This is a genomic window from Nocardioides caldifontis (assembly GCF_008087345.1).
Lineage (GTDB): Bacteria > Actinomycetota > Actinomycetes > Propionibacteriales > Nocardioidaceae > Marmoricola_A > Marmoricola_A caldifontis.
Window position 1 is genome coordinate 53,038 of sequence record NZ_VHIB01000011.1, and the last position, 20,426, is coordinate 73,463.

The following is a 20,426-nucleotide window of genomic DNA, read 5'->3' on the forward strand; positions in this document are numbered from 1 at the left end:
CGGCGCGCTCAGCCCAGGACCTCGTCGAGCGAGGACGATGCCAGGCCGTGCGCCTCGGCGACCCACTCGTTGGTCACCGCGCCGCCGTGGACGTTCAGCCCGAGGGCCAGCGACCGGTCGTCGCGGCAGGCCTGGTGCCACCCCTTGTCCGCAAGCGCCACCGCGTAGGGCAGCGTCACGTTGGTCAACGCGTAGGTCGAGGTGTGCGGCACGGCGCCCGGCATGTTGGCCACGCAGTAGAACACCGAGTCGTGCACCGGGTAGGTCGGGTCGTCGTGGGTGGTGGGACGCGAGTCCTCGAAGCAGCCGCCCTGGTCGATCGAGATGTCCACCAGTACGGAGCCGGGCTTCATCCGCGACACCAGGTCGTTGGAGACCAGCGTCGGCGCCTTCGCCCCCGGCACCAGCACCGCCCCGATCACCAGGTCGGCGTCGATCACCGCGCGCTCGATCTCGTAGCGGTTCGACGCCACCGTCTGCATGTGGCCCTGGTAGATCCGGTCGGCCTGCCGGAGCCGCTCGATGTTCTTGTCGAGCAGGAGCACCTCGGCCTGCATCCCGAGCGCGATCGCGGCGGCGTTCATCCCGGACACCCCGGCACCGATCACCACGACCTTCGCCGCGTAGACGCCCGAGACCCCGCCCATGAGGATCCCGCGCCCGCCCTGGGCGCGCATCAGCGTGTGCGCCCCCACCTGCGGCGCGAGCCGGCCGGCGACCTCGCTCATCGGCGCCAGCAGCGGCAGCGCCTGGTCGGCGGTCTGCACCGTCTCGTAGGCGATCGCGGTGACCCCGCGCTCCATGAGCTTCTCGGTCAACGGCTTGTCTGCCGCGAGGTGCAGGTAGGTGAAGAGCAGCTGCCCTTCCCGCATCCGGTCGTACTCCTCGGCGATGGGCTCCTTGACCTTGAGCACCATGTCGCCGGCCGCCCACACCTCGTCGGCCGACTCGAGCAGCTTCGCGCCGGCCTCGACGTACTGCTCGTCGGGGATCGAGGAGCCCAGCCCGGCCCCGGACTCGACGAACACCTCGTGCCCGTGGACCACCAGCTCGTGCACCCCGGCCGGCGTCATCGCGACGCGGTACTCGTGGTTCTTGACTTCCTTCGGCACGCCGACGCGCATCGACCCGTCTCCTCGCTGTGAGCGCCGCCACGTTCCGCGGCACGGCTGCGGCGAGTCTAGACCCCTGCCCCCCACAACGGAATCAGCGCCGGTTCACGCGCTGCGGGCGCGATTCCGAAGGATTTCGTAGGTCAGGACTGCGGTTGCCAGCGGTCCGTCGGTCAGCCGCCGCTCCAACACGCCGTCGACAAGCTCGTCGACCGGCACCCACTCCGCCGTCATGTCCGCCTCCTCGTGCTGCGGCTCGAACCCCCCACGGTCCGGTACGGCGGTCAGCGACCGGGCGAGGTAGACCTCGATGCGCTCGGAGTTGATCCCGGGCGAGGTGTGCAGCGTGTTGAGGTGGTCCCACTCGTCGGCCCGGACCGCGCCCTCCTCGAGCAGCTCGCGCTCGGCAGCGACCTGCGGGTCCTCCCCCGGCTCGTCGAGGAGCCCCGCCGGCAGCTCGACGAACCGCGTGCCCGTCGGGTGGCGGTACTGCCGGAGCACCAGCGCCCGCTCCTCGTCGTCGACCGCGAGCACCACGACGGCGCCGGGGTGCTCCATCACGAGCCGCCAGAACCGCTCCGCGCGCCCCGGCGCGCTGATCAAGTCGTTGCGCACCGCGAACGGCGCCGGGCCGCGCCAGACGTCGCGCGACTCGTGGACCGGCCAGCGCTCCGGCTGGTCGGCGAGCTTCCCCGTCACGCCGGGCTCACTGTTGGACCACAGGTGCCTCGTCGGTGCGGCGCAGGACGTCGCCGACGGGGATCTCCAGCTCCTTCTGCCGGGCGATCGCGGCCCCGACCAGCCCGCTGAAGAGCGGGTGCGGCCGGGTCGGGCGGGAGCGCAGCTCGGGGTGCGCCTGGGTCGAGACGTAGTACGGGTGCACGTCGCGGGGCAGCTCGACGTACTCCACCAGCCCGTTCTCGGGGCCGACGCCGGAGAAGACGAGCCCGGCCTCCTCGAGCTGGTCGCGGTAGCCGTTGTTCACCTCGTAGCGGTGCCGGTGGCGCTCCTCGACCCGCGTCGCCGCGTAGGTCTCGGCGACGACGCTGCCCGGGGTGAGGTCGGCGGGGTAGAGCCCCAGGCGCATCGTGCCCCCCAGGTCGCCGCCACCCTCGACGTACGCCTTCTGCTCGGCCATCGTCGCGATCACCGGCTCCGGGGAGTCGGGGTCGAACTCGGTGGAGCCGGCCTTCTCGAGCCCGACGACGTTGCGGGCGTACTCGATGACCATGCACTGCAGCCCCAGGCAGATGCCGAGCGTCGGGATCGCGTGCTCGCGGGCGTACTGCAGGGCGCCGATCTTGCCGTCGATGCCGCGGATCCCGAACCCACCGGGCACCAGCACGGCGTCGACCTCGGAGAGGTGGCGGGCCGCGCCCTCGCGGGTCTGGCACTCGTCGGAGGGAACCCACGAGATCCGCACCCGGGCCTCGTGCGCGAACCCGCCGGCGCGGAGCGCCTCGGCGACCGAGAGGTACGCGTCGGGCAGGTCGACGTACTTCCCGACGAGCGCGACGGTCACCTCCTCCAGCGGGTGGTGCACCCGGCGGAGCAGGTCGTCCCAGCGGGTCCAGTCGACGTCGCGGAACGGCAGGTTGAGCCGGCGCACGACGTAGGCGTCGAGCCCCTCGGAGTGGAGCACCTTGGGGATGTCGTAGATCGACGGGGCGTCGACCGCCGCGACGACCGCCTCGGCGTCGACGTCGCACATCAGCGAGATCTTCCGCTTCAGACCGTCCGGGACGTGCCGGTCGGCGCGGATCACGATCGCGTCGGGCTGGATGCCGATGGAGCGGAGTGCGGCCACCGAGTGCTGGGTGGGCTTCGTCTTCAGCTCGCCCGACGGCCCGATGTACGGCACCAGCGAGACGTGCAGGAAGAAGCAGTTGTCGCGACCGACGTCGTGGCGCACCTGGCGCGCCGCCTCGAGGAACGGCAGCGACTCGATGTCGCCGACGGTGCCGCCGACCTCGGTGATGACCACGTCGACGTGCTCGCCGCCGGCATCGTCGGCCATCGCCCGGATCCGGTCCTTGATCTCGTTGGTGATGTGCGGGATCACCTGGACCGTGTCACCGAGATAGTCGCCGCGCCGCTCCTTGGCGATCACCTGCGAGTAGACCTGGCCGGTCGTCACGTTGGCGACGCCGGAGAGCTCGGTGTCCAGGAACCGCTCGTAGTGGCCGACGTCGAGGTCGGTCTCCGCACCGTCGTCGGTGACGAACACCTCGCCGTGCTGGAACGGGTTCATCGTCCCCGGGTCGACGTTGAGGTACGGGTCGAGCTTCTGCATCGTGACCCGCAGCCCCCGCGCCTTGAGGAGGTTGCCGAGGGAGGAGGCCGTCAGCCCCTTGCCCAGCGACGAGGCGACCCCGCCGGTGACGAAGACGTGCTTGGTGGGCTGGGCAGCGGCCAAGAGAACTCCCGTGGCGGTCGGTGTGCGGCGAGAGAGCTCGCCCGTCCACGGGGTTCTAGGCTAGCAACCCCGCCGGTGAAACGGTGAATCCACGCCGTCCGCGAGCGACGGATCACTCGCCGCCGGCCCCGGGCACCGCACCGTCGGCCGCGGCGCTACTGCCGTAGTGGCCGCTCCGACCGGCCCCCTCGCCCGCGAGCGCCATCGCGGAGACCACGGCGCCTCCGACCGTCCCGCCGACGTCCACGGTCGAGACCTGCGCGGCGGCGACCGGGTCGCGACGCAGCGCGCCGACCAACCCGTCCTCGCCCGCCGAGGCGAGCGGACCGGTGAGCACGACCCCGTCGCTGCGCGAGTCGATCGCGGTCAGCAGGGTGGCCAGGATCGTGCCGGCGCCCTGCCGCTCGTCCGCGCTGCCGTACGGCGGACCGCCGACGGCGAGGACGAGGCTCCCCCGCCGGTCGAGGTCGCCTTGCACCTCGGCGAGCTCGGCGGTGGCGAGCCCGGCCAGCACCGACTCCCCCGCCTCGTCCTGCGGCTGTCCGGCCGGCGTGGTGGTGGCGAGGGCGTGGGCGATCAGCAACCCCATCGCCTCGTAGCCGCTCGCGTCGCCGGGCACCTCGACCGCCCGGCCCGCCTGCTCGGCCATCTGGGCGGCGAGCTGCTCGACGAGCTGGCGTTCGCCGACGTCGAGGAGCTGCTGGTCGAGGACGGCCCGGGCCGTCACCGTCCCGCCGGCGCTGGTGACCGCGTCAGCCGCGTCGGTCACCGCGGCGTCGGTCGCGCCGGGCAGCAGGAGCAGGGTCACGGCGCGCCCCTGCAGAGCAGTCCCGAGAAGGGCACCGGTCGAGGCCCGTGCGTACTCGTCGTAGAAGGCCAGCCGGCTCTCCAGCTCGGAGACCTCCGACTCCGCGGCGCCGGACGGCTCGTCCCCGTCGCCGCCGTCGTCGTCGCGCTGCAGGGGGCCGCTGCCGACCGCGATGCCCACGGCGAGCGCGAGCAGCACCGCGAGCAGCGAGACGACGTGGTAGCGGAAGGAGATCACAGGAGCACTCCTGGGCTGCTGTCGACGGGACCGGTGACCGGCGCCGTCCGGACGGTGGTGCGGAGCTCGTCGAGCCAGTCCTCGCCGCGAGGCGTGGTGGCCACCGCGGCGAGCAGGGCCAGGAGCCCCGCGAGGAGCACGACCGCGAGCTGCCACAGCCGCACCCGCCCGGCGTACAGGGACGGCACGCTCCGCGCGTCGACCAGCCGGGGCCCGACGCGCAGCCGGGTGAGGAACGTGGAGGCGAGGCCGCCGTGGTGCCGGTCGAGGAACTCGTCGAGCGTCGCGTGCGTGCCGACGCTGACGATGAGCGAGGCGCCCTTGATGTCGGCGAGGAGCAGCGCGGCGTCCTCGGTCGTGCCCTCGGCGGCCATCGGCGCAACGCGGACGCCGAGCCGGTCGAGCTTCTCCGAACCCGGGGCCCGCCGCGAGGAGTCGGTGTGGAGGACGACCTCCCGCGCCTTCCTCAGGGCCTTCTCGGACACCGGCGGGTTGCCGTCGCCGCCGGAGATCCCCTGCTCGCCGATGACGAGCAGGTCGGGGCGCCACCCCACCTCGAGGAGGGCGTCGGCCCCGGCGTCGACCCCGACCAGCACCGGCTTCTGCTCCCGGACGAACTCCTTGATCCGGCGCAGCTCCTCGGCGTGGTCGAACGCGCGCACCACCACGACCGTCGGCTTCCCGTCCATGTCGGTGCGCAGGTCGGGGGTGCCGAGGCCGTGCAGGAGCAGGTCCTGGTCGCGGCGGAGGTACTCGGTCGTGTTGTGGGCGAACGACTGCAGCTGCGCGCTCAACCCCTCCCGAGCCGCGTCCATCTGTTCGCGCACGTCGTCGAGCGTCAGCAGCCGCCCCGAGAGGACGACCGTCGAGCCGACGTGCACCCTCCCGCCCACGATCCTCGCCCGGGCGCCGTCCTTGACCTTCGCCAACGCGTCGGCGCCGACCTGGTCCACCAGGACGACGCCGGCGGTGGCGAGCCGTTCGGGGCCGAGGTTCGGGAACCGGCCGGAGATGAACGGCGACGCGTTGACCACCGCCCTCACGCCGTGGTCGAGCAGCGCGTCCGCCGCCCGCCGGTCGAGGTCCAGGTGGTCGACGACGGCGATGTCACCGGGGCGAAGCGAGCGCAGGAGCGAGGCGAGCCGGCGGTCGACCCTCAGGGTGCCCTCGGCGACGGCCTCGCCCTCGTCCTCGGGGTGCCGGCGGGAGAACCTCATCCGGGTCGCCTCCTGCCCGGGCTGCGTCGGGACGGGTCCGCGGCTGGGTGGAAAGGCATGGCTGCGTCATGGTTGCACGGCCCGGCCGCGCGCGCCGCGGACCCGCTGCCGTCGGCGCGTCACGACCGGCGCCGCCTCACCGTCCGGCGCGCGCCGCCTCCAGGAGCTCCTCGGCGTGCGCCCGCGCGGTCTCCGACCCCTCGAGCCCGGCGAGCATCCGCGAGAGCTCCCGCACCCGCGCCTCGTCGTCGAGCAGGGTCAGCCCGGAGGTGGTGACGGTCCCGTCCTGGCTCTTCGCGACGACGACGTGCCGGTCGGCGAACGCCGCCACCTGGGGCAGGTGGGTCACCACCAGCACCTGGGAGCTCCGGGCGAGCGCGGCCAGCCGGCGTCCGACCTCGACGGCGGCCTTGCCGCCGACCCCGGCGTCGACCTCGTCGAAGACGAACGTCGGGACCGGGTCCGAGCCGGCGAGCGCCACCTCGAGCCCGAGCATCACGCGGGAGAGCTCGCCCCCGGACGCCCCTTTGTGCAGTGGCCGCGGCTCCGCGCCTACGTTGGCGGCGAGGAGCAGCTCCACCTCGTCGAACCCGGTCGAGGTCGCGCGGAGCCGACGCCCCTCGACCTCGATGCCGTCGGGGTCCTCCTGCTGGGAGACGACGACGCTGACCTGGGCGTGCGGCATCGCCAGCGCGTGCACCTCCTCGGTGATCGCGGCGCCCAGGCGGGCGGCGGCCTCGGTGCGCTCACGGGTGAGCGCAGCACCGGTGGCGGCGAGGGCCGCGAGGAGCTCCTCACGACGCTCGGTCAGCCCGGCGATCCGCCCGTCGGTGTCGTCGAGCTCGAGCAGCCTCCTCGACGAGCGCTCGGCCCAGGCGAGCACCTCGTCGAGGCTGTCGCCGTACTTCCGGGTGAGTGCGGTCAGCGCCGCCCGGCGCTCGGAGACGGCGGCGAGCCGGACCGGGTCGGTCTCGACCCCCGAGGCGTACGACGCCACGTCGGCGGCGAGGTCCGAGAGCACGTAGCTCACCTCGGCGAGCCGGTCGGCCAGCTCGGCGGCCTGCGGGTCGTGCTCGCGGACCCCGTCGAGCAGCCGGCGGGCGGCGCCGACCGCGCCGAGCGCGTCGGGACCGCCGTCATCGGAGGAGAGCACCGCCCGGGCCTGCTCGGCGGCGGTGCGCAGGGTGTCGGCGAACCCGAGGCGGCTCTCCTCGGCCGCCAGCTCGGCGTCCTCCCCCGGCGCGGGGGCGACCTTCTCGATCTCGTCGAGCCCGAACCGCAGCAGGTCGGCCTCCTGGGCCCGCTCGCGGACCGTGGCCCGCACGTCTGCCAGCTCGGCCTCGGTCGCCCGCAGCTCGGCGTGCTCGCGGCCGAAGCGCTCCCGCAGCTCGGCCGTCGCGGCGCCGGCGAACCGGTCCAGCGCGTCCCGCTGGGCTCCGGCGCGCAGCAGCCGGTGCTGGTCGGACTGGCCGTGCACCGCGACGAGGGTCTCGGCGAGCCGGCCCAGGGTCGCGGCCGGCACTCCGGCGCCGCCGGCGAACCCTCGCGAGCGGCCCTCCGCGCTGACCTGGCGGGCCAGCACCAGCCGGCCCTCCTCGACCTCGGCGCCGACCTGGTCGAGCACCTCGTGCACGGCGCGGAGCCCGTCGACGTGGACCACGCCCTCCACCCGCGCGCTCCGGGCACCCGTGCGCACCGCGCCGCTGTCCGCGCGGCCGCCCATCAGCAGCCCGAGCGCGGTCACGACCATCGTCTTGCCGGCCCCGGTCTCACCGGTGATGGCGGTGAACCCGGGTCCGAGCTCGAGCACGGACTCGTCGATGACGCCGAGCCCGGTGATGCGCAGCTCCTCGAGCATCCTCACCCTCCCCCGTCAGCCAGGTCGTCGCGCTGCGACGCGCTGAGCTTCTCGCGCCCGGCACGGCGCCGCTCCGCTCCCCCGCGCCACCCGGTGACCGGCAGCTCGAACTTGGCCACCAGCCGGTCGGTGAAGGGGGCCAGGTGAAGCCGCGCGAGCCGGACGGGGGCGTGGCCCCGCCGGACCTCGATGCGGGCGCCCGGCGGCAGGTCGACGGTGCGTCGGCCGTCGCACCAGAGCACCGCCGCGCCCTCGGTGTGGGCGATCACCTCGACCGCGAGGACCGAAGTGGGGGCGACCACCATGGGCCGGGCGAAGAGAGCGTGGGCCGAGAGCGGCACCAGGAGGAGCGCCTGCACCTGCGGCCACACGATCGGCCCGCCGGCCGAGAAGTTGTACGCCGTCGACCCGGTCGGCGTGGAGCAGACGACCCCGTCGCACCCCCACCGGGAGAGCGGCCGGCCGTCGACCTCGACGACCACCTCGATCATCCGCTCGCGGGCCGCCTTCTCGACGCTCGCCTCGTTGAGCGCCCAGGTGGAGCAGACCAGCTGGTTGTCGTTGTAGACCGAGACGTCGATCGTCAGCCGTTCCTCGGCCTCGTAGCGGCGGGCGATGATCGCGTCGATCGTGTGCTCGACGTCCTCCTGCTCGGCCTCGGCGAGGAACCCGACGTGACCGAGGTTGACCCCGAGCAGCGGGGTGCCGGACTCCCGGGCGAACTCCGCGGCGCGGAGGATCGTCCCGTCGCCACCGATCACCAGCACCAGCTCGCAGCCGGCCGAGGCGTCGTCGGACGGCTCGACGACCTCCACGCACGGGTCACCGACCTCGGCCGGCCGCACCTCGGCCGCGTCCTCGGCGAGCATCCGGACCACGATGCTCGAGGTGGTCAGCGCCGTGCAGAACTGCTGCGCCACCTCGACGGCCTTCTCCCGTCGGGTGTTCACGAGCAGGAAGACCCGCCGCTGGCCGTCGTCGATCACGGGTCCACCTTCTCACCGGCCACCCCCAGGACGTGGGGTCCACGCGCCACCTCCGCCTCGATCTCCTCGGCGGTCACCCGCGGAGCCCCCTCGGCGAGCCACAGGAAGAACTCCACGTTGCCGGACGGCCCCGGCAACGGGCTGGTCGTCACCGCCCGGGCGCCCCACCCTCGCTGCGCCGCGGCGTCCGCCACCCGCACCACGGCCTCGGCGCGCAGCGCCGGGTCGCGGACCACCCCGCCCTTGCCGACCCGGTCCTTGCCGACCTCGAACTGCGGCTTGACCATCGGCACCAGGTCGGCGCCGGGCGCGCAAGCCCCGAGGAGGGCGTCGAGCACCACCAGCAGCGAGATGAAGCTGAGGTCGCCGACGACGACGTCGACCGGCCCGCCGACGAGCTCCGGGGTCAGGTCACGGACGTTGGTGCGGTCGTGCACCCGGACGCGCGGGTCCTGCCGCAGCGACCAGGCCAGCTGGCCGTAGCCGACGTCCACCGCGACGACCTCCGCCGCCCCTGCCCGCAGCAGCACGTCGGTGAACCCGCCCGTCGACGCGCCTGCGTCCAGGCAGCGCCGCCCTTCGACGGTCAGTCCGGCGGGCTCGAAGGCGGCGAGCGCGCCGGCGAGCTTGTGGCCGCCGCGCGAGACGTAGTCGGGGCGGTCGGGGTCGCTGGTCACCACGATCGCCACGTCGGTGGTGACCCCGGTCGCGGGCTTCGCGGCCACGGTGCCGCCGACCTTGACCCGGCCGCCGGCGACCAGCTCCGCGGCATGGTCGCGCGAGCGGGCCAGCCCCCGGCGGACCAGCTCGGCGTCGAGGCGCAACCGGCGGGGCACGAGGGGTCAGGCAGGCTCGACCGGGCGGCTGAGGGCGTCCCGCAGCGAGGCGTGCGCCTGCTCGAGCACGGCCACGTGCTCGTCGACCGGGAGCTCGTCGAGCCCCTCCAGCGACCCCAGCGCGGCGTCGACCTGCTCGTGCCCGGTGCGGGGTGCGGCGAGCCCCGGTGCGACGTCAGGCGTGGTCACGCGGTCCACGGTCGGCTCTCGCTCCGGCTGCTCGCTCACGGCGTGCTCCTGCACCTCGGGTCGTGGTCGTCGTACGGGCCCGGCTGGCCGGGCGCGCTCCACGCTACTGCCTGCCCGCAGCCGGGACGGTGGGCGACCTGCCGGGAAGCTCCACCCCGGCCACGTCCACCGGCGTCCCGTTCGTGTCGAGGTGCTCCCAGCCGGCCGCTGCGGCCACCCGCCACCAGTCGTCGGCGTCCTGGCCGCGGGGCTCCGCGGGGAGCCGGTCGCCCTGGTCGGCGCGGAGCTCGAGCACCCCGTCGGTGACGGTGGCCCGCCACCGCCGACAGCTCCACCCTGCGGCCGTGCGGATGGGCCGCGGCTGCGGCTCGAGCAGCGCGGCGAGCGTGCCCGCGACGTACGACGGACGCCGTCCGGGCTCGGCGGTGACGAGCTGGGCGAGGTCGGTGACGCCGGTCATCACCAACAGGCTGTCATAGCCGGCCAGCCGCGCTCCCTCGATGTCGGTGTCCAGCCGGTCCCCGACCACGAGCGGTCGTTCGCCGCCGACCCGTCGCCGCGTCTCGTGGAAGAGCGGCGGCCGGGGCTTCCCGGCCACCACGGGCTCCACCTGCGCGTAGTCCGCGACGGCCTTGACCAGCACGCCGTTGCCGGGGCCGGGCCCGCGCGGAGTCGGCACGGTCATGTCGGTGTTCGAGACCACCCACGGTAGGCCTTCGCGCACGAGCATCGCGCCGTCCATGATCGTGCGCCACCGCAGGTCGGGGCCGTACCCGGACACCACCGCGACGGCCCCGTCGTCGATGGCCTGGGTGGGCCGCAGCCCGAGCTCCTCGAGCGCCTCGACGAGCCCGGCGCCGCCGATCACGAAGACCGCGGCGCCCGCGGGGACGCGCTCGGCCACGAGCCGGGCGGCCGCCTGCGCCGACGTCACGACGTCCTCCGGGGCCGCGCCGATGCCGAGCTCCTGCAGGTGCGCAGCCACCGCCGCCGGCGGCCGTGAGGCGTTGTTGGTCACGTAGGCGAGGTGCATCCCCCGCGCCGACGCGGCCGCGAGGTCACCGGGCGCATCAGGGACGGCGTGACGCCCGACGTACACCACCCCGTCCAGGTCGAGCATCGCGAGGTCGTAGGCGTCGCAGAGCGGCTCCGTGGACTCCTCGAGCTGCTCCGGTCCCGTGGCCATCGGCTGCCGCCCTCCCTCTCGCGCGGACCGGCCGTCGCCGAGCCCACGCGAACCCTAGCCACCACCCGGCGACGCCACCGGGGCCCTGCTCACCGTCCGGGCGGAGAGCACCTCCACCTCCAACCGCGTCGAGGTCGCCCCGCCACCGCGGTGGAACCGGCGGCGCAGCGCGCCCTCGACCTCGACCACGTCGCCGGCGCGCCACCCGGCCACCGTCCGCCGAGCCCGCCCACCCCACACCGAGCAGTCGACCCAGTCGTGGGTCTGGCGGGAGCCGCTGGTCATCGGCGTCGACCCGCGCAGCAGCGACAGCCGCACCGACACGATCGTCGTGCCGCTGGGCAGCTCACGCTCCTCTGCCCCGGTCGAGACGCGGCCCCGGAGCCGGACCACGTTCCTCGAGGTCGCGTCCGCACCCGCGGCAGCCTCGTCCTTGATCTTCCTTCCCATCGGTCACCTCCTCGCCCCAGCCTCGCGGCGGGTGCGCCCTCGTGCCCCATGGGGTGATGCCGGCCGTGGACGACGCGCCGGGTCGTCACGCTGTGGAGGCGGAGCGGCCTGCTACTCCTCCGGGGAGGAGCCGGTCCCTTCGAGCTCCTCGATCCGCTCCGCAGCGTCGGTGATCTGACGGCTGTCGATCCCGGCGGTGCGGTGGAACCACTCGATGGCGTCGTCCCGCCGTCCGGCCTTGAGGAGCAGGTCCGCGTAGGCGTACCGCAGCCTCACCACCCAGTCCTCCCGCGCGATCGACTTCAGCGGGGCGTTCTCGAGCGTGCGGAGCGCGCCGTCGACCTCGCCGAGGTCGTACCGCGCACCCGCCTCCACGATCGTCATCTCGATCCGCTGGTCGTCCGGCAGCTTCTCGACGGACGGGCTCTTCGCCAGCTCGAGGCTCCGCTCGGGGCGACCGAGCGCACGCTCGCAGTCAGCCATCACGGGCAGGTAGTCGATGGCGCCGTTCATCCGCTTGGCGGCACGGAACTCCGAGAGCGCCTCCGCGAAGTGCCCAGCCGCATAGGCCGCCTCACCCGTCGCCTCGCGCACCACCGCGACGCGCGCCGCACGAGCGCGCGCCGCAAGGGTGTGCTGGTACGCAGTCTCGGGGTCGGTGTCCATCAGCTGGCCGGCCGCGACGAGGTGGCGCGCCACCCGAGCGGCAAGCTTGTCCGGCAGCCCGCGCAGCTGCGCAAGGACGTTGCGGTCGAGCTCCTGCCCGGTGATCTCCTCCGGCAGCTCCGGCCCGTCGTACCGAGCTTGCTCGGCGGTCCGCTCGGCGCGATCGCGCGGCGGACGCCCTTGGTCGCGACGCTGGTCGCGACGCTCGCCACCACGACGCTCGCCTCCACGCCGCTCGCCGCCCCGACGGTCGCCTCCGCGCCGCCCGCCGGCGCCCGACGCGCTCGTGGCAGGGCGTCCCCGGGAATCGCCGGGCTTCCGCTGGCCGCGGCCACCGGTGCCGCGCGGTTCGTCGGTCATGAGTTCGCTCCTCGAGCTGCGAGATCGGGATGAAAAAAGCGTAGAGGCCACCCGAAGGTGGCCTCTACGAAAAGAATGTCCGGCGACGTCCTACTCTCCCACAACCTCTCGGTTGCAGTACCATCGGCGCTGAAAGGCTTAACTTCCGGGTTCGGAATGGAGCCGGGTGTTTCCCTTTCGCTATGGCCGCCGAAACTCTGTTGAGTTATGGGTGGGACCAGGAACCTGGTCACCGACCGTGACTCAGGAACCACACAGTGGACGCGCAACATCTTGAGAGTAAGACAAGCCCTCGGCCTATTAGTACCGGTCGGCTCCGTGTATTACTACCTTCGACCTCCGGCCTATCAACCCAGTCGTCTACTGGGGGCCTTACCCGGTTACCCGGTGGGAAACCTCATCTTGAAACGTGCTTCCCGCTTAGATGCTTTCAGCGGTTATCACTTCCGAACGTAGCTAACCAGCCGTGCTCTTGGCAGAACAACTGGCACACCAGAGGTTCGTCCATCCCGGTCCTCTCGTACTAGGGACAGCCTTTCTCAAGTTTCCTACGCGCACGGCGGATAGGGACCGAACTGTCTCACGACGTTCTAAACCCAGCTCGCGTGCCGCTTTAATGGGCGAACAGCCCAACCCTTGGGACCTACTCCAGCCCCAGGATGCGACGAGCCGACATCGAGGTGCCAAACCATCCCGTCGATATGGACTCTTGGGGAAGATCAGCCTGTTATCCCCGGGGTACCTTTTATCCGTTGAGCGACGCCGCTTCCACATGCCAGCGCCGGATCACTAGTTCCGACTTTCGTCCCTGCTCGAGTTGTCACTCTCACAGTCAAGCTCCCTTGTGCACTTACACTCGAAACCTGATTGCCAACCAGGCTGAGGGAACCTTTGAGCGCCTCCGTTACATTTTAGGAGGCAACCGCCCCAGTTAAACTACCCACCAGGCACTGTCCCTGATCCGGATTACGGACCTAGGTTAGATATCTAGTACGACCAGAGTGGTATTTCAACGTTGGCTCCACACGAACTGGCGTCCGTGCTTCAAAGCCTCCCACCTATCCTACACAAGCCGAACCAAACACCAATACCAAGCTATAGTAAAGGTCCCGGGGTCTTTCCGTCCTGCCGCGCGTAACGAGCATCTTTACTCGTAGTGCAATTTCGCCGAGTCCACGGTTGAGACAGCGCCCAAGTCGTTACTCCATTCGTGCAGGTCGGAACTTACCCGACAAGGAATTTCGCTACCTTAGGATGGTTATAGTTACCACCGCCGTTTACTGGGGCTTAAGTTCTGGGCTTCGCTCCGAAGAGCTAACCCGTCCCCTTAACCTTCCAGCACCGGGCAGGAGTCAGTCCGTATACATCGTCTTGCGACTTCGCACGGACCTGTGTTTTTAGTAAACAGTCGCTTGGGCCTGGTCTCTGCGGCCATCACCGCTTTGAGGAGCGTGCCCTCTCACGGATCCGGCCCCCCTTCTCCCGAAGTTACGGGGGCATTTTGCCGAGTTCCTTAACCATGGTTCACTCGATCGCCTTGGTATTCTCTACCTGATCACCTGAGTCGGTTTGGGGTACGGGCGGCTCATAGCTCGCTAGAGGTTTTTCTCGACAGCATAGGATCACCCACTTCGTCCATAAGGACTCCGCGTCGTGTCTCAGGCCTGTGAGGTGCGGATTTGCCTACACCTCGCCCTACGCACTTGCCCGTGGACAACCATCGCCACGGTTGGGCTGCCTTCCTGCGTCACCCCATCGCTTGACTACTACTGACTTGGGTCGTGTGCTCCACCGACGGTCTCCCGAAGGAGTCCCGCGGCTTCGGACACTTAGCATCATCAGGTTCGTCATGGGCGCTATTTCGCCGGTACGGGAATATCAACCCGTTGTCCATCGACTACGCCTGTCGGCCTCGCCTTAGGTCCCGACTTACCCAGGGCAGATTAGCTTGACCCTGGAACCCTTGATCATTCGGCGGAAGAGTTTCTCACTCTTCATTCGCTACTCATGCCTGCATTCTCACTCGTATGGCGTCCACGGCTGGATCACTCCGCCGCTTCACTCGCCATACGACGCTCCCCTACCCATCCATGCTCCTGGACCACGAAGGCCTGGATACGTGCATGAATGCCATAGCTTCGGCGGATGACTTGAGCCCCGCTAAATTGTCGGCGCGGAATCACTTGACCAGTGAGCTATTACGCACTCTTTCAAGGGTGGCTGCTTCTAAGCCAACCTCCTGGTTGTCTGTGCGACTCCACATCCTTTTCCACTTAGTCACCGCTTAGGGGCCTTAGCTGATGGTCTGGGCTGTTTCCCTCTCGACTACGGAGCTTATCCCCCGCAGTCTCACTGCTGCACTCTTACTTACCGGCATTCGGAGTTTGGTTGACGTCAGTAACCTTGTGGGGCCCATCGGCCATCCAGTGCTCTACCTCCGGCAAGAAACATGCAACGCTGCACCTAAATGCATTTCGGGGAGAACCAGCTATCACGGAGTTTGATTGGCCTTTCACCCCTATCCACAGGTCATCCCCCAGGTTTTCAACCCTGGTGGGTTCGGTCCTCCACGCGGTCTTACCCGCGCTTCAACCTGCCCATGGATAGATCACTCCGCTTCGGGTCTTGGTCGTGCGACTGGATCGCCCTATTCGGACTCGCTTTCGCTACGGCTGCCCCACACGGGTTAACCTCGCCACACAACGCAAACTCGCAGGCTCATTCTTCAAAAGGCACGCCGTCACAAGTCCGAAGACTCGCTCCGACGGATTGTAGGCACATGGTTTCAGGTACTATTTCACTCCCCGCCAGGGGTACTTTTCACCTTTCCCTCACGGTACTTGTCCGCTATCGGTCACCAAGGAGTATTTAGGCTTAGCGGGTGGTCCCGCCAGATTCACACGGAATTTCAGGGGTTCCGTGTTACTTGGGGTGACGTCGCAGAGCCATCGTCTTACGTGTACGGGGGTATCACCCTCTACGCCGGGATTTTCCAATCCGCTTCGACTTCAACGATGGTTTCTTACTCTGTGCCGGTCCGGCAGAACTGGCTCGACGGCCCCACAACCCCTCAGTAGCAACGCCTGCCGGCTATCACACTACTGAGGTTTGGCCTCTTCCGATTTCGCTCGCCACTACTCTCGGAATCACTGTTGTTTTCTCTTCCTGTGGGTACTGAGATGTTTCACTTCCCCACGTTCCCTCCAACTGCCCTATGTGTTCAGGCAGAGGTAACTGGACATGACTCCAGCTGGGTTTCCCCATTCGGAAATCCCCGGATCACAGCTCGGTTGCCAACTTCCCGGGGCTTATCGCAGGCTCCTACGTCCTTCATCGGCTCTTGGTGCCAAGGCATCCACCATGTGCCCTTAGTAGCTTGTCATTTACTACTAAAGATGCTCGCGTCCACTGTGTAGTTCTCAAGTAACGGGCGGTTCCACCATCGAACCCGCGCTTGCCACCCTCGTCGAGTGGTAGTTCGCGGTGATGATGACCCGGAGGAGATCGATTGCTCGATCCCTCAGGACCCAACAGTGTGCCTGACTGCCCACCGTGTTCCTCGAGGTTCCACTCCGGCCACCGAGGTGGCTGGTTGTACTGACGAGGCGTCAGGTGTGCGGCCAAATAGTCGACGTTCCACTAGTGAGCATTGCCGGCCATGGAACGTTCGTCCATGAAACCGGCGGCTTGGAAGAGCTCGAGGCTCTCCAGTTGCTCCTTAGAAAGGAGGTGATCCAGCCGCACCTTCCGGTACGGCTACCTTGTTACGACTTCGTCCCAATCGCCAGCCCCACCTTCGACGGCTCCCTCCACAAGGGTTGGGCCACCGGCTTCGGGTGTTGCCGACTTTCGTGACGTGACGGGCGGTGTGTACAAGGCCCGGGAACGTATTCACCGCAGCGTTGCTGATCTGCGATTACTAGCGACTCCGACTTCATGGGGTCGAGTTGCAGACCCCAATCCGAACTGAGACCGGCTTTTTGGGATTCGCTCCACCTTGCGGTTTCGCAGCCCTTTGTACCGGCCATTGTAGCATGCGTGAAGCCCTGGACATAAGGGGCATGATGACTTGACGTCATCCCCACCTTCCTCCGAGTTGACCCCGGCAGTCTCTTATGAGTCCCCACCATTACGTGCTGGCAACATAAGACGAGGGTTGCGCTCGTTGCGGGACTTAACCCAACATCTCACGACACGAGCTGACGACAGCCATGCACCACCTGTATACGAGTGTCCAAAGAGACCTCTATCTCTAGAGGCTTCTCGTATATGTCAAACCCAGGTAAGGTTCTTCGCGTTGCATCGAATTAATCCGCATGCTCCGCCGCTTGTGCGGGCCCCCGTCAATTCCTTTGAGTTTTAGCCTTGCGGCCGTACTCCCCAGGCGGGGCGCTTAATGCGTTAGCTGCGGCACGGAACTCGTGGAATGAGTCCCACACCTAGCGCCCAACGTTTACGGTGTGGACTACCAGGGTATCTAATCCTGTTCGCTCCCCACACTTTCGCTCCTCAGCGTCAGGTAATGCCCAGAGAACCGCCTTCGCCACCGGTGTTCCTCCTGATATCTGCGCATTTCACCGCTACACCAGGAATTCCATTCTCCCCTGCATACCTCTAGTCTGCCCGTATCGGAAGCAGGCTCAGGGTTAAGCCCTGAGTTTTCACTCCCGACGCGACAGACCGCCTACGAGCCCTTTACGCCCAATAATTCCGGACAACGCTCGCACCCTACGTATTACCGCGGCTGCTGGCACGTAGTTGGCCGGTGCTTCTTCTGCAGGTACCGTCACTTTCGCTTCGTCCCTGCTGAAAGAGGTTTACAACCCGAAGGCCGTCATCCCTCACGCGGCGTTGCTGGATCAGGCTTTCGCCCATTGTCCAATATTCCCCACTGCTGCCTCCCGTAGGAGTCTGGGCCGTGTCTCAGTCCCAGTGTGGCCGGTCACCCTCTCAGGCCGGCTACCCGTCGAAGCCTTGGTGGGCCGTTACCCCACCAACAAGCTGATAGGCCGCGAGCTCATCCATCACCGCCTGAACTTTCCACCACCATCAGATGCCTGAGGTGGTCGTATCCGGTATTAGCTCCGGTTTCCCGGGGTTATCCCGATGTGATGGGTAGATTGCTCACGTGTTACTCACCCGTTCGCCGCTCGTGTACCCCCGAAGGGGCCTTACCGCTCGACTTGCATGTGTTAAGCACGCCGCCAGCGTTCGTCCTGAGCCAGGATCAAACTCTCCGTTGAAATCTTTTGATGGTCGGTCCGAGGACCGTTCATCGACTCTTTGGAGTATCCCGGCAAGAGTGGTCCCCAGGAATCAGGGACCGGTTCTTACCAAAGGAACCGTCTACAAGCATCGAGAAACCAGTTGCCTGGATCTCGCAGCCTGTCGACGGGGCGTTACAAATTAATTCGTCGACTTTTGGCACACTGTTGAGTTCTCAAGGATCAAGCGCGCACCGTGCTCGGCCTTTCGGCTTTGCCCCGGGGCAACCTGGTCAAACTTACCGGGCCGTTCTGACCGAGTCAAATCGGCGGTTCTGCCCGGCCCCCGACGCATCTGTACCGCCGACTTGAGCTGGACTTCGCTTGCGCGCGCCCATCCCGCCTCGGCTGAGGTAGAGAAGAGTTGGGGTTCCGCCTTGGGGCCGGCCGCCCGACCTCTGAGGGTCTTGCGTCCCGCCGCTCCCTGGCGACAGGTGAAACATTACGGGGCCTGTCCAAGCACCGTCAAATCGGGGGTGCGTGCCCTGGGTCACAGCCGGTCCAGGCCGGGTCCGCGACCGTGGAGGAGGTCGCGGCCGACTCCCTCCGGCGCCACGTGGCCACTGAGCCGCAGCGCCTCCTCGAGCTCGCCCGCCAGGTCACCGAGGAGCCGTGCGACACCGGTGCGGCCGTCGGCGGCGAGGGCGTAGAGCGCCGGCCGTCCGAGGAAGACCGCACGCGCGCCCAGGGCGGCCGCGGCGAGTGCGTGCACCCCGCGGCGCACTCCTCCGTCCACGTAGACCTCGACCTCGTCGCCGACCTCGGCGCTCACCTCGCCCAGCGCCTCCGCGGAGGAGACGACCTGGTCGAGCTGGCGCCCCCCGTGGTTCGACACCCACACCGCCGCGGCACCGGCGTCCACGCAACGACGTGCGTCCGCCGGGTGGAGCACGCCCTTGACCACGACCGGCAACCCGAAGGTGTCGACCAGCCAGGTGATGTCCTGCGGCCCGAGGTCACGGGCCTTCTCGAGCCGTGACGGGTCGCTGCCCGGGTCGGGCTCGGGAAAGTTCGCGCGCAGCCACCCCGGTTCCACGGCGTCCCAGACCGTGCGCTCCCCCAGCTCCTTCGCCGCCACCACCGGGGTGTCTGCGGTGAGCACCAGGGCACGGGCTCCCGCAGCGACTGCGCGCTCGACGACTGGGGCCGTGGACGGCCGGTCGGCGGTGACGTACATCTGCAGCCACCAGGCCGCCCCGGTCTCCGAGAGCGCCTCGAAGGGGGTCCCGGAGTTGCTCGAGACCACGAGGAGCCCGCCCGCGTCGGCGACTCCCGCCGCCATCTCGGCCTCGCCGCCGGGGTGCGCGGCGCGCTGGAGCGTGGTGGGCGCGATCCCGAACGGCGAGCGCACCTCGGTGCCGAGCAGCGTCGTCCTCAGCTCCACCCGGGTGACGTCCCTGAGCACACGGGGGACGAAGCGGATCGCGTCCCAGGCGCCGGTCGCCTCCCCGGTGCTGATCGACCGGCCGGCGCCCGTCGCGACGTAGCGGTGCACCTCCTCGGGCAGCACCCGCCGGGCCGCCTCCTCCAGGGTGTCGGCGTACCGCAGGGGCCGCACCTCACACGACCCGGACACCGGCGAAGCTCTTCTTCCCGCGCCGCAGCACCAGCCAACCCCCGATCAGGTCCTCCGCCGTCGGCCGCTGCTCGGGGTCGGTCACCCGTTCGTTGTTGAGGTAGGCACCGCCCTCGGAGACCGTCCGCCGTGCAGCGTTTCGGCTCTCCGAGAGCCCGGCCTGCACGAGGAGCTCGACGATCGTGGGCAGCCCGTCGGCGGCAGGCACGGCGGCGGCGCCCGCCTCGGCGAGCGCGGCGCCCAAGGTATCCGGGTGCAGCGAGCGCAGGTCCCCACCACCGAACAGCGCGGCAGAGGCGGCCTTGATCCGCTCGGTCTCCTCCGTGCCGTGCACCAACGAGGTGACGTGCTCCGCCAACGCCTTCTGACCGGCGCGCAGGAACGGCTTCTCCTCGGTCTGCCTCTCGAGCTCGAGGATCTCCTCCCGCTCGAGGAAGGTGAACACCCGCAGGAGCTCGCCCACCTTCACGTCCTCGACGTTGAGCCAGAACTGGTAGAAGGCGTACGGCGACAGCATCTCCGGGTCGAGCCAGAGCGCCCCGCCCTCGGTCTTGCCGTACTTGGTCCCGTCGGCCTTGGTCATCAACGGAGTGGCGAACGCGTGCGCCCTACCGCCGGTCACGCGGCGGATGAGCTCGACGCCGCCGGTGAGGTTGCCCCACTGGTCGCTGCCGCCGAACTGGAGGTGGACGCCGTGCTGGCGGTAGAGCTCCAGGAAGTCCAGCGACTGCAGCAGCACGTAGGCGAACTCCGTGAAGCTGATGCCGCTGTCCAGCCGGGTGCGCACCACGTCGCGGGCGAGCATCCGGTTGACCGGGAAGTGCTTCCCGATGTCGCGCAGGAAGTCGATCGTCGAGAGGCTCTGCGTCCAGTCGTAGTTGTTGACCATGGTGGCGGCGTTGTCGCCGTCGAACGACAGGAACGGCTCGAGCTGCCCGCGCACCTTCTCGACCCACTCGTGCACCGTCTCGACCGGGTTCATCGTCCGCTCGCCGGACTCCTTGGGGTCGCCGATGAGCCCGGTGGCGCCGCCCACGAGGAGGTAGGGCACGTGGCCGGCCTCCTGCAAGCGGCGTGCGGTCAGCACTTGCACGAGGTGGCCCATGTGCAGGCTGGGCGCCGTGGGGTCGAAGCCGACGTAGTACTTCACCGGACCCTCGGCCATCTCGGCGCGCAGGGCGTCGAGGTCGGTCGAGTGCGCGATCAGCCCGCGCCACTCGAGCTCGTCGAGGATGTCCTTGGTGGCCACGTGTGCTCCTTCCGTG

Annotated in this window: 14 protein-coding genes and 3 rRNA genes; all 17 read right to left on the minus strand. The window is 69.2% G+C overall.

Features of this window, described 5'->3' with window-relative positions; genetic code table 11:
* Positions 1–8: 8 nt before the first annotated feature.
* On the minus strand, positions 9–1,124 hold the full coding sequence (gene ald / locus FIP57_RS17435; protein WP_148574825.1) for an alanine dehydrogenase: 1,116 nt from the start codon (positions 1,122–1,124) through the stop codon (positions 9–11).
* Between the two features lie 93 nt (positions 1,125–1,217).
* Positions 1,218–1,811, minus strand: a complete 594-nt coding sequence (locus FIP57_RS17440) for an NUDIX domain-containing protein (protein WP_148574826.1) — start codon at positions 1,809–1,811, stop codon at positions 1,218–1,220.
* 7 nt (positions 1,812–1,818) lie between these two features.
* Positions 1,819–3,528 carry a CTP synthase gene (locus FIP57_RS17445; RefSeq protein WP_148574827.1) on the minus strand — a complete coding sequence of 570 codons (1,710 nt, stop codon included), beginning with the start codon at positions 3,526–3,528 and terminating at the stop codon, positions 1,819–1,821.
* A gap of 112 nt (positions 3,529–3,640) precedes the next feature.
* Entirely contained in the window at positions 3,641–4,573 is a 933-nt protein-coding gene (locus tag FIP57_RS17450) for a copper transporter (RefSeq protein ID WP_162529852.1), read from the minus strand.
* Positions 4,570–5,790, minus strand: coding sequence for a putative cytokinetic ring protein SteA (gene steA / locus FIP57_RS17455; RefSeq protein ID WP_148574829.1), 1,221 nt, complete (start codon positions 5,788–5,790; stop codon positions 4,570–4,572). Before steA ends, FIP57_RS17450 begins: the two co-directional genes overlap by 4 nt.
* 136 nt (positions 5,791–5,926) lie before the next feature.
* Positions 5,927–7,648: a DNA repair protein RecN gene (gene recN, locus FIP57_RS17460; RefSeq protein ID WP_148574830.1), complete on the minus strand. Its 1,722-nt coding sequence runs from the start codon at positions 7,646–7,648 to the stop codon at positions 5,927–5,929.
* 2 nt (positions 7,649–7,650) lie between these two features.
* On the minus strand, positions 7,651–8,634 hold the full coding sequence (locus FIP57_RS17465; protein ID WP_203231327.1) for an NAD kinase: 984 nt from the start codon (positions 8,632–8,634) through the stop codon (positions 7,651–7,653).
* Positions 8,631–9,470, minus strand: coding sequence for a TlyA family RNA methyltransferase (locus FIP57_RS17470; protein WP_148574831.1), 840 nt, complete (start codon positions 9,468–9,470; stop codon positions 8,631–8,633). Before FIP57_RS17470 ends, FIP57_RS17465 begins: the two co-directional genes overlap by 4 nt.
* Positions 9,471–9,476: 6 nt before the next feature.
* Entirely contained in the window at positions 9,477–9,698 is a 222-nt protein-coding gene (locus tag FIP57_RS17475; protein WP_203231328.1) for a hypothetical protein, read from the minus strand.
* Positions 9,699–9,762: 64 nt separating this feature from the next.
* Positions 9,763–10,845: an HAD-IIA family hydrolase gene (locus FIP57_RS17480; RefSeq protein ID WP_238993561.1), complete on the minus strand. Its 1,083-nt coding sequence runs from the start codon at positions 10,843–10,845 to the stop codon at positions 9,763–9,765.
* 54 nt (positions 10,846–10,899) lie between these two features.
* Entirely contained in the window at positions 10,900–11,295 is a 396-nt protein-coding gene (locus tag FIP57_RS17485) for a single-stranded DNA-binding protein (protein ID WP_148574832.1), read from the minus strand.
* 111 nt (positions 11,296–11,406) lie between these two features.
* Positions 11,407–12,321 carry a tetratricopeptide repeat protein gene (locus FIP57_RS17490; RefSeq protein ID WP_148574833.1) on the minus strand — a complete coding sequence of 305 codons (915 nt, stop codon included), beginning with the start codon at positions 12,319–12,321 and terminating at the stop codon, positions 11,407–11,409.
* Positions 12,322–12,398: 77 nt separating this feature from the next.
* A 5S ribosomal RNA gene (gene rrf / locus FIP57_RS17495) occupies positions 12,399–12,515 on the minus strand.
* An 86-nt stretch (positions 12,516–12,601) separates the two neighbouring features.
* A 23S ribosomal RNA gene (locus FIP57_RS17500) occupies positions 12,602–15,703 on the minus strand.
* Positions 15,704–16,043: 340 nt separating this feature from the next.
* Positions 16,044–17,564: ribosomal RNA gene (locus tag FIP57_RS17505) — 16S ribosomal RNA — on the minus strand.
* The 16S, 23S and 5S rRNA genes sit together here, the layout of an rRNA operon.
* Positions 17,565–18,075: 511 nt before the next feature.
* Positions 18,076–19,143 carry an alpha-hydroxy acid oxidase gene (locus FIP57_RS17510; RefSeq protein ID WP_238993562.1) on the minus strand — a complete coding sequence of 356 codons (1,068 nt, stop codon included), beginning with the start codon at positions 19,141–19,143 and terminating at the stop codon, positions 18,076–18,078.
* A gap of 1 nt (position 19,144) precedes the next feature.
* Positions 19,145–20,410, minus strand: coding sequence for a tyrosine--tRNA ligase (gene tyrS, locus FIP57_RS17515; RefSeq protein ID WP_148574834.1), 1,266 nt, complete (start codon positions 20,408–20,410; stop codon positions 19,145–19,147).
* Positions 20,411–20,426 lie beyond the last annotated feature (16 nt).

What these genes read in the sequence shown, in the direction of transcription:
- ald (WP_148574825.1), bottom strand. Translation starts at nt 1,124, where the DNA reads ATGCGCGTCGGCGTGCCGAAGGAAGTCAAGAACCACGAGTACCGCGTC.
- steA (WP_148574829.1), bottom strand. Translation starts at nt 5,790, where the DNA reads ATGAGGTTCTCCCGCCGGCACCCCGAGGACGAGGGCGAGGCCGTCGCC.
- recN (WP_148574830.1), bottom strand. Translation starts at nt 7,648, where the DNA reads ATGCTCGAGGAGCTGCGCATCACCGGGCTCGGCGTCATCGACGAGTCC.
- FIP57_RS17480 (WP_238993561.1), bottom strand. Translation starts at nt 10,845, where the DNA reads ATGGCCACGGGACCGGAGCAGCTCGAGGAGTCCACGGAGCCGCTCTGC.
- FIP57_RS17485 (WP_148574832.1), bottom strand. Translation starts at nt 11,295, where the DNA reads ATGGGAAGGAAGATCAAGGACGAGGCTGCCGCGGGTGCGGACGCGACC.
- FIP57_RS17490 (WP_148574833.1), bottom strand. Translation starts at nt 12,321, where the DNA reads ATGACCGACGAACCGCGCGGCACCGGTGGCCGCGGCCAGCGGAAGCCC.